Raw genomic sequence first — 8,580 nt, 5'->3', positions numbered from 1 at the left:
TCATGGGCGGGCTTCCCACGAACGACGCCACGAACGCATCGGCGGGCACGCGGTAGACCTCGCGCGGCGTGCCGACCTGACGCAGATGGCCGTTCTCCAGAATCGCCATGCGGTCGGAGAGGGCCATGGCCTCCGACTGATCGTGGGTGACGTAGATCGAGGTGATGCCGAGTTCGCGCTGCAGCGTCTTGATGAACGTGCGGGCCTCGAGGCGCATGCGCGCGTCGAGGTTCGACAGCGGTTCATCGAACAGGAAGAGCTTCGGTGATGCGGCCAGGGCCCTGGCCAGGGCCACGCGCTGCTGCTGGCCGCCGCTCAGCTGGGCTGGCTTGCGGGCGAGCAGGTGCCCGATCTGCAGGGCCTCTGCCACCTCATTTACGCGGCTCTCCAGGGCCTCGCGCGCCACTTTCTGGATCTTGAGCGGGTAGCCGATGTTCTGGGCCACGGTCATGTGCGGATAGAGTGCGTAGCTCTGGAACACCATGGCGGTGTGGCGCTTCCAGACCGGTACCCGCGTCACATCTTCGCCATCGAAGCGCAGCACGCCGCTTGAAGGAGTCTCGAGCCCCGCCAGTATGCGCAGCAGGGTCGACTTCCCAGAGCCAGACGGCCCCAGCAGCGTGAAGAACTCTCCCGCCTCGATGCGCAGGCTCACGGGGTGCAGCGCCGTCACCGCGCCAAACCGCCGAGTCACGTTCTCGAGCTCGATGACGCGGCTCATTGCTTGATGCCTCCGTGCAGCTGAAATCCGAACACGCGCTGAATCACAAGGTACAGAACCAGCACGGGCAGCGCGTACAGCAGGGAGTACGCCGCTACCAGATTGAGGAAGGGCAGTCCCATCTCCGAGAAGAACGCGTAGATGGCCACCGAAGCCGGATAGTGCTCGGGGCTTCGCAGCAAGATGTACGGCGTGAGGAAGTTGTCCCACGCCTGCACGAACGAGAGCAGCGCGATCACGGCCATTCCGCCCGAGCAGAGCGGGAGTGCGACGTGCACGAAGGTCTGCAGGGGTGTCGCGCCATCGACCAGAGAGGCTTCTTCATAGGCGCGGGGGATGCCGTCGACAAAGTCCTTGATGATGAACAGCGACGAGGGCAAGAGTCCGCCGCTCATCACCAGGATGACGCCTGCGTGCGTGTCGAGCAGCCCGAGCTTCATGGTGATGGTGAAGAGCGGCACCACCGCCGCCACGCCCGTCACCACCGATGAGAACAGGACCAGCAGGTAGAGAACGAGGTCGCGCCCACGAAACGACTGGCGCGACAGTGCGTACGCTGATGAGGTGGCCACGAGCGTGACGAGCAGCATGGTGAATCCGGCCATCACCACCGAGTTTCCGAAGGCTTCCACCGCGCCTCGGGTCTGTAGCAGCCGGGGGAAGTTCTCGAGCGTGAAGTCAGGCATTCGCACCGCGAACGAGGGGTGCGTCGAGAACGGTGCCACCACCAGCCAGGCGAAGGGGGCCGCGAAGTACACCCCGAGAAAGGCAAGCACGGCGCCGCGCAAGACCCTTGATGCGAAGCTGCTCATCGGGCTCTCCGGCGCAGCATCGCCTGATACAGCAGCGCGAGGGCCAGGTTCACGGCCAGCAGCAGCGTCGACAGCGCGGCGCCATAGCCCAGATCGAACGAGCGGAAGGCCACGCGCCACGTGAAGATGGGGATCACCTCGGTCTGGTGGTTCGGTCCGCCGCTGGTGAGCAGGTAGGGGCCGAAGTCGTTGAGGGTCCAGAGGGTGATGAGCAGCAGATCGGTGAGCAGCTGCGGGCGCAGCAGCGGAAGCGTGATGTCGCGGAACCGCTGCCAGGTGCTGGCGCCGCAGACGGCCGCCGCTTCGAGGTACGACATGGGGATGCTGCGCAGCGCGGCATCGAGCAGCAGCATCGAGAACGCGGCGCCACGCCATGTGTTGTAGAGCGTGATGGCAATCAGGGGATGTTCCGCAAGCCAGCTGATCTGCACTCCGAGCAAGCGGTTGAGGGTGCCCCCCTCGGGCTGCAGGTAGATGTTCCAGAGTATCGCCACCACCACGCCGGGGGCGATCCATGCCAGCACCGCGGCGCCGCGCACCAGGGTCGCGAAGCGGTCTTCCAGGCGGGTTGTGTACAGCGCCAGCACAAGTCCCACGCCCATCTGCCCGACCACAGCCGATCCGAACACGTAGAGCAGGCTCACGCGCAGCGCGTTCCAGAACCCGGTGTCGCCCAGGGCGCGCTGATAGTTGCGCAGCCCCACGAAGTGGGTGTCGGTGGCCTGGGGGCCGAGCAGGGTGTAGCTGGTGAAGCTCTGGCCCAGCGACCATGCACCGGGAACCACCAGGAACGCCAGCAGCAGCAGCGCGCCGGGCAGCAGGAACGCGACCAGCAGGCCGCGGGTCAGCATCGAGGGAGGGCCGCCTTGCTCAGCGGACATCGATCACCTGCTCACTGCCTGCGAGGTCTCGCAGCGCGCGACCGTAGGCCGAGAGGGCTTCATCGGTCGAGGCTCCATTCAAGATCTGATCGGTCATGACCCCGACGAGCTCTGACACCCGTGGGTATAGCGGAAAGCCTGGGCGGAAGCGCGTGACGGGCAGGGCCGCCGCCACCTCGCGTGTCAGCTCGGGGTCGGTCTTGAATGCGGGCGAGTCGAGCACGTCGCGCCGTGCCGCGATGAAGGGGGCCTTGCACATGAGCGCATCGAGCGACGCGGCGCTGTTCATCGCGGCCAGCACTCTCCACGCCAGGGCCTTGTGGGGCGAGCGCTTGTTCACGATGAACCCTCCGCCTCCGCTGATGCTCACCAGAGGTGGGTCGCCCGCCTCGCCGCCGCCCGGCATGGGGGCCCAGCCCACGACTGCGTCTCGGTTGGCCAGGCCCCATGGCCCGCCGGGCTTGAGCACGTCGATCCACATGTAGGTGCCTTCCGGGTAGATGCCGATGCGCCCGTCGCGAAACCGCTCGAACGAGCGATCGCGACCCTTGGGGTCGAGCTGCAGCGCCACATCTCCCAGACGTCGCTCGAGGTAGATGGTGCGATAGAATGCAAGCGTTCGGCGAAGGGCCGGACTGTCGGCAATCCATCGGTTGCTCGTCGTGTCGTAGAGGTCGCCTCCGGCGGAGAGCAGCACGAGGTAGAAGCCTTGCATGGTGGAGGCCTCGCCGAATGCGCTCCCCCCGTTCCACTGAATCGGTATGACGTCCGGAAGCGCTTTCAGGCGCTCGCCCGCCGCGTAGATGTCGCTCCACGAGCGAGGGGTCCACTCTCGCGGCAGTCCCGCCTTCTCGAAGAGGTCCTTGCGATAGTAGATGCCGCGCACGTCGGTGAGCAAGGGCACCATGAACACACGGCCTCGATAGTCGCCCATGCGCCGCATCGAGTCGGGGTACTGCGCCCAGTCGCCCCACGTGCGCACGAGCGGATCGAGGGGTTCGAGCAGATCTGCGCTCGCGGCCTCGGCGGTCCAGATGGCGTCGAAGCTCATGATGTCGGCACCGGTGCCAGCGCTCAGATCGAGAACCAGGCGCGACTTGAAGCTCTCATCGCTCCCGCCGTCTCCCACGACCTCGATGCGCACGGGCGTGCCCGCGGCTTCGAGCGTCTTCTCGATGCCGGGCGCGATGGCGTTCAGCCACGTGATGCCGGTGCTGCCCTTGCCACCCTCCACCCCGTTCACACTGATGCGGACGCGAGGGAGGCTGGCGTGCTCGTCTGCGCGCCTGCACGATGTCGCGCACAGCAGGGCGGCGACGCCCAGGGTGAGCGCTTCGCGACGGCGCATCGGAGATCAGCGGCCCTTTCGGTTCTTCTGTGACGCCAGTCGGATCCAGACGGTCTTGATCTCGAAGGGGCCGTAGTCGAAGGCCACGGTCTCTCCATCGATGCGGGGCGCCTCGCCGTCCGGCCCACGCTCGAGCAGGTCGACGCAGCGGGCCTCGAGCACAGGGCGGTCAAAGCGGAGAACACCGCGGCCGCGCTGGTTGAACGCCTCATACAGGCGCACCACGATGGCGTCGCTGTCTTCGGCCTTCTTCACCGTTTCAATCACGAGGTTGGGGGCTTCGGTCGTCACGAGAGAGACGCGGGGAGCCACATCTCCCCGCGCCCGCGAGGGAACCGGCGCCGAAGGGGCAGGCACGTTCAGCTCGTAGGCGCGACGAACCACCTCGGCGCTTCGCCAGTCGCCCGCGTGCGGCACCAGGGCGTAGCGGAAGTGGTGGATGCCGAGATCAGCCGTGGCGTCTGGCGCGATAGACGATTTGAGGAGGGTGAGACGCATCACGCCATCGCGGATGTCCCACCCGTACTTGCTGTCAGACAGCAGCGCCACGCCGTAGTCGCCCTCGCTGAGATCGGCCCACTTGTGCGCGCAGACCTCGAAGCGAGCCCAGTCCCACGAGGTGTTCCAGTGGGTGGGGCGCTCGACGTGGCCGAACTGGATGTCGTAGGTGGCGCGCGCGGCGTTCACCGCCACGGGGAAGGCTGCCTTCAGAAGGGTCTGGCGCTCCTTCCAGTCGACCCACGTCTCGAAGTCGATGCGCGCGAGGTCTCGGTGCAGCGAGATGCGCTGACGAACCACCGAGCCACGACCCTCGTCGATGGTGCGCTCGATGTCGACCGAGGCGCGCAGCGGTCCTTTCTCTGAAACGGTGATCTTCGGCCGTCCGCGAAGGGGGTGCGGCTTGTCTTGATAGAAGACGTCGATGTCCCAGGCGTCCCAGTTCATGGGCTTGTCTTCGAAGGCGATGAGGGTGTTGCCGTTCACCCCGTCGATCGGGCGCAGCACCTCGCGCTGGTGGCGCTTGTCGAAGAGTGACGTGATCTCGCCGCTGGCGTCGAAGGTGAGGCGGAAGAAGCGGTTCTCGAGCCCCTGTCGGGAGGCTTTCAGATCGCTGCTCTTCTCAGGCGCCACCACGTCTTCGTGCGCGAGGGCGGCCCAGCCCATCGACGGTAGCGCCTCACGCGGAATCGCAAGCAGGCGATCCGTGCCGTCGAGGTCGGTTACGACCTGTCCGGGGAGCCCGCATGTCGATGGCAGGGAGAGCGGATCGCGGCGGGCCCACGACAAAGGGTTGAACACCACGACCGTCTTGCCCGAACAGCCCGCGGCGATGGCCTTCAGCCCGTCGTTCACGGTGCGGTTGGTGGTTTTTGCAATGCTGGCGTAGTCGAGGGCGGCGTCTTGATACACCTCGGCAATGGAAGACCCCGGCAGGATGTCGTGGAACTGGTTGAGCAGCACGAGCTTCCACGCCTCTTCGAGCGCCGCTTGGGGATAGGCGGTGCCGCACGCGAGCATCGCCGCCGCCGCCACCTGCTCGGCGGTCTGCAGCGCGATCTCGCTGCGTCGGTTACCCTGCTTGGTGCGCCCCTGCGAGGTGTAGGTGCCGCGGTGGTACTCGAGATACAGCTCGCCGACCCAGCGCGGGACGTGGGGCATGTCGGCCAGTGACGCCTCGAGCCGTTCGAAGAACGCCTCGGCGCTCGAGCGCACCACCTCCGGACCCGCCGCGAAGTGACGCGCCCGTTCGGCCGACTCGCACATCTCCTCGGTGGGGCCGCCCCCACCGTCGCCGTGGCCGTAGATGTAGAGCAGCTCGCTGTTGAGCGATTTCTGATCGTAGCGCGTCCACAGGTCGGCCAGCTGCGCGGGCGTCATGAGCGCGTTGTAGTCGCCGTTGGGCGAGAAGTGCACGAGCACCGAGGTGTTGTCGATGCCGTGCCATTCGAAGGTCTGGTACGGAGGGCGGTTCACCTGGTTCCAGAAGATCTTGGTGGTCATGAAGTAGCGCATGCCGGCTTTGCGCATGATCTGGGGGAACGCCGCCGAGTAGCCGAACACGTCGGGCAGCCAGACGACCTTCGGATAGCGACCGAAGGCCTTCTCGAAGTAGCGAAGGCCGTACACGAACTGCCGGACCAGCGACTCACCGCTGCTCACGTTGCAGTCGGCCTCGACCCACATGCCGCCCACGGGCTCCCACTGGCCCTTCTTCACCGCGCCGCGGATGCGCTCGAACAGCGCGGGGCTGTCGCTCTCGATGTAGGCGTACTGCTGCGGCTGCGAGCAGGTGAAGACGTACTCGGGATACCGCTCCATGAGCGAGACGGCGGTGGTGAAGGTGCGCACGCACTTGCGACGGGTGTGGTCGAGGCGCCACAGCCAGGCGGTGTCGATGTGGGCGTGCCCCACGGCGTGAATCGTGGGACGCGAGAGATGTGAGGGCGCACCGCTGAACAGCGCTTCGCGCAGGCGCGCTCGGGCCGCTCGCGCGCTGGCGTGGAAGCGTTCGTCTTCGGTGCCGCGGCGAAAGTCGAGGGCGTTCACCGTCTCGTCGAGCACGCGCACGATTCGATGGCGCTCGATCGAGGTGTCATCGAGCTGACGCGCCGTGTCGAGGGCAAAGCGCATGTCACGGGCCAGGCCTTCGGTCTCGGCATCGATCGAGAGCAGCTCGATGATGGGAATGCCCCGCATGGGCGCGCGGTTTCCGCCCACCTCGGGGGTGGTGCCGATGACGGTGAGCCCGCAGTAGGCGTCGAGGGCGATGTCGTAGCAGGTACCGGGACGACCGCGCTCGCTGAGCACCCAGGTGTGATGATACAGATCGAGGGCGCCGAGCGCCTTGCCGTCGACGTAGGCCAGCAGCTCGCACTGCTCGGGCACGACGTGCAGCACGACCTTGTGGCGCCAGCCCTCCGGAACCCTGGCCTGCAGCCGCACCCAGATCGTCGTCTCGGTGTCGCGTCCCCACAGCCCCCCCTCGGGAAGGGGCTTCCAGCCAGCGCCTCCCTCGGCCGGCGGGGGCGACTCGAAGCCTCTGCCTCCGCGCTTCCAGCGTGCGCTCAGCGACACCTTGTCTCGGACGCGCGCGCTCCAGATCTCGCGGATGCGCGCATCGATCTTCTCTTCGCGAAAGGCCCAGCTCATGCGATCGATCTTCTGGAGCATCTCCTCACGACCCTGCCGTTGAGACAGGTTCGCGCGCTCGGGGAGGGCAGCGCGAAGCGGCACGCGAACGTGTTCCACCGTCGATTCCCAGAGGAAGGGGCAGCGCCGCCGTGGGTGCGAACCGCGCCACCGAGACCGCGGGATTCTATACTGATCTCCCTGTTCGCACAGAGCCCCTCGCCGAGGTTCTCGATGATGCGTCTGCCTTCGCGGCGGTGCCGCCTGACTGGGAGATCGTCATCACCGATGTGCGCGGCTCGACAAAGGCCGTGGCCGAGGGCAGGCTCAACGAGATCAACCTCGTGGCGACGGGCTGCATCATTGCGGCGCTCAACCTTGCCCATCGGCGTCAGATCGAGCTCCCCTTCTTCTTCGGCGGCGACGGCGCAACATTGCTCGTTCCGCCAGGCCTGGCTGAGCCCGTCGCCATCGCGCTGGCGCGCCATCGCGACAACACGATGGCGCAGTTCGGGCTGCAGCTGCGGGTCGGTCGGGTGCCGGTGGCCGACGCCTACGACGTGAATGCAAGCCTCGGCGTCGCCAGGGTCGACATCAATGGCGCAGGCCTCGTCCAGCCCGTGGCGCTCGGTTCCGGGTTTGAGTTCGCAGAGCGCATGGTCAAGGGCGGCGATGCGCCAGAGGTACTGACCACGTCGTCGGGCGAGCTCGACCTCACGGGCATGGAGTGTCGCTGGAGCAGCATCCCGCCTCCGCAGTCGACCCACGAGGTGCTGTGCCTCATCGTGTCGTCGAGGGTTCGCGAGCGACAAGGCGCGTCTCTTGCCTCGGTGGTTCGCGCCCTCGAGAACCGTTACGGCGCCTTCGAGAATCGCAACCCCATCTCGAAGCCGAACCTCCACTTCGCGCTGGGGTTCAAGAAGCTCGAGAACGAGACGCGGGCGCGTCTCCAGCGCTTCGACCTGCGCTACTTCATCGAGGCATGGCTGATGACGCAGCTGAGCCGCCCCTACTTCGCCCGCAATGAGAACGGTCGCTACTACATCGACCGTCTGGTGCAGCTGGCGAGCACAATGACCCTCGATGGCCGTCTCTGCACAGTCGTCAGTGGTACGCCCGAGCAGCGTGCCGCGCTGGAGGCAGATCTGCTCGCGCTCGAGCAGGCGGGCGACATCGTGTACGGCCTCCACGTCTGTGACGAGAGCCTCATGACGTGCTATGTGCGCGACCGCCGCGATCAGCATCTCCATTTCGTCGACGGCGTGGGGGGCGGCTATACCCAGGCGGCGGTGGCGCTGAAGCGCAAGCTGGCGGCCACGAGGCAAGGGTGTTGACGACCTGCGACCTGGATGGGTCTTGACGGTCGCCTGACGATCGTGTGACGCGTTAACATCTCGAGATGGATTCGCCTGGGCGCATCGTCTACTATTCCCCACGATGGGTGTGGCGCTCGGAGAGCTCGCGCGAAGGTTCGCGTCGAGGTCTTCATTCTATTACGCAATCAGGAGAGCTCCACCCATGTCTGTCATCACCCCTCGCGTCTCTCAGCCCCTTCCCGCACCAACCTCAGCCCCTGCGCCACAGGCACAGGCCCCTGACCGCGCGACGAACCAGGCAGATCTCGTCGTCGCCGACATCTCGTTCGTTCCCAGCCAGCCCAGAGAGGGCAGCACGGCTCGTCTGGTCGTG

Annotated in this window: 6 protein-coding genes; 1 reads left to right on the top strand and 5 read right to left on the bottom strand. The window is 66.4% G+C overall.

All coding sequences use genetic code 11. The features are described 5' to 3' along the window. From EB084_14160 to EB084_14140, 5 genes are all read right to left on the bottom strand, one after another. A partial coding sequence (locus tag EB084_14160) for an ABC transporter ATP-binding protein (protein NDD29401.1) occupies positions 1-721 on the bottom strand: 721 nt, incomplete at its 3' end. Continuing rightward, entirely contained in the window at positions 718-1,533 is an 816-nt protein-coding gene (locus EB084_14155; protein NDD29400.1) for a carbohydrate ABC transporter permease, read from the bottom strand. The genes EB084_14160 and EB084_14155, both read right to left, overlap by 4 nt. Next, complete coding sequence (locus EB084_14150; protein NDD29399.1) at positions 1,530-2,414, bottom strand: sugar ABC transporter permease; 885 nt, start codon at positions 2,412-2,414, stop codon at positions 1,530-1,532. The genes EB084_14155 and EB084_14150 overlap by 4 nt, the downstream gene beginning before the upstream one ends. Then, positions 2,404-3,762, bottom strand: coding sequence for an extracellular solute-binding protein (locus EB084_14145; protein ID NDD29398.1), 1,359 nt, complete (start codon positions 3,760-3,762; stop codon positions 2,404-2,406). Before EB084_14145 ends, EB084_14150 begins: the two co-directional genes overlap by 11 nt. Positions 3,763-3,768: 6 nt before the next feature. Next, entirely contained in the window at positions 3,769-6,933 is a 3,165-nt protein-coding gene (locus EB084_14140; protein NDD29397.1) for an alpha-mannosidase, read from the bottom strand. Between EB084_14140 and EB084_14135 the strand changes: the two genes are divergently transcribed. Beyond that, entirely contained in the window at positions 6,822-8,225 is a 1,404-nt protein-coding gene (locus EB084_14135; GenBank protein NDD29396.1) for a DUF3095 family protein, read from the top strand. The genes EB084_14140 and EB084_14135 overlap by 112 nt on opposite strands. Positions 8,226-8,580: the final 355 nt, after the last annotated feature.

It is taken from the genome of Pseudomonadota bacterium, from assembly GCA_010028905.1.
Lineage (GTDB): Bacteria > Vulcanimicrobiota > Xenobia > RGZZ01 > RGZZ01 > RGZZ01.
This window is presented reverse-complemented; position numbering and strand designations above follow the sequence as displayed.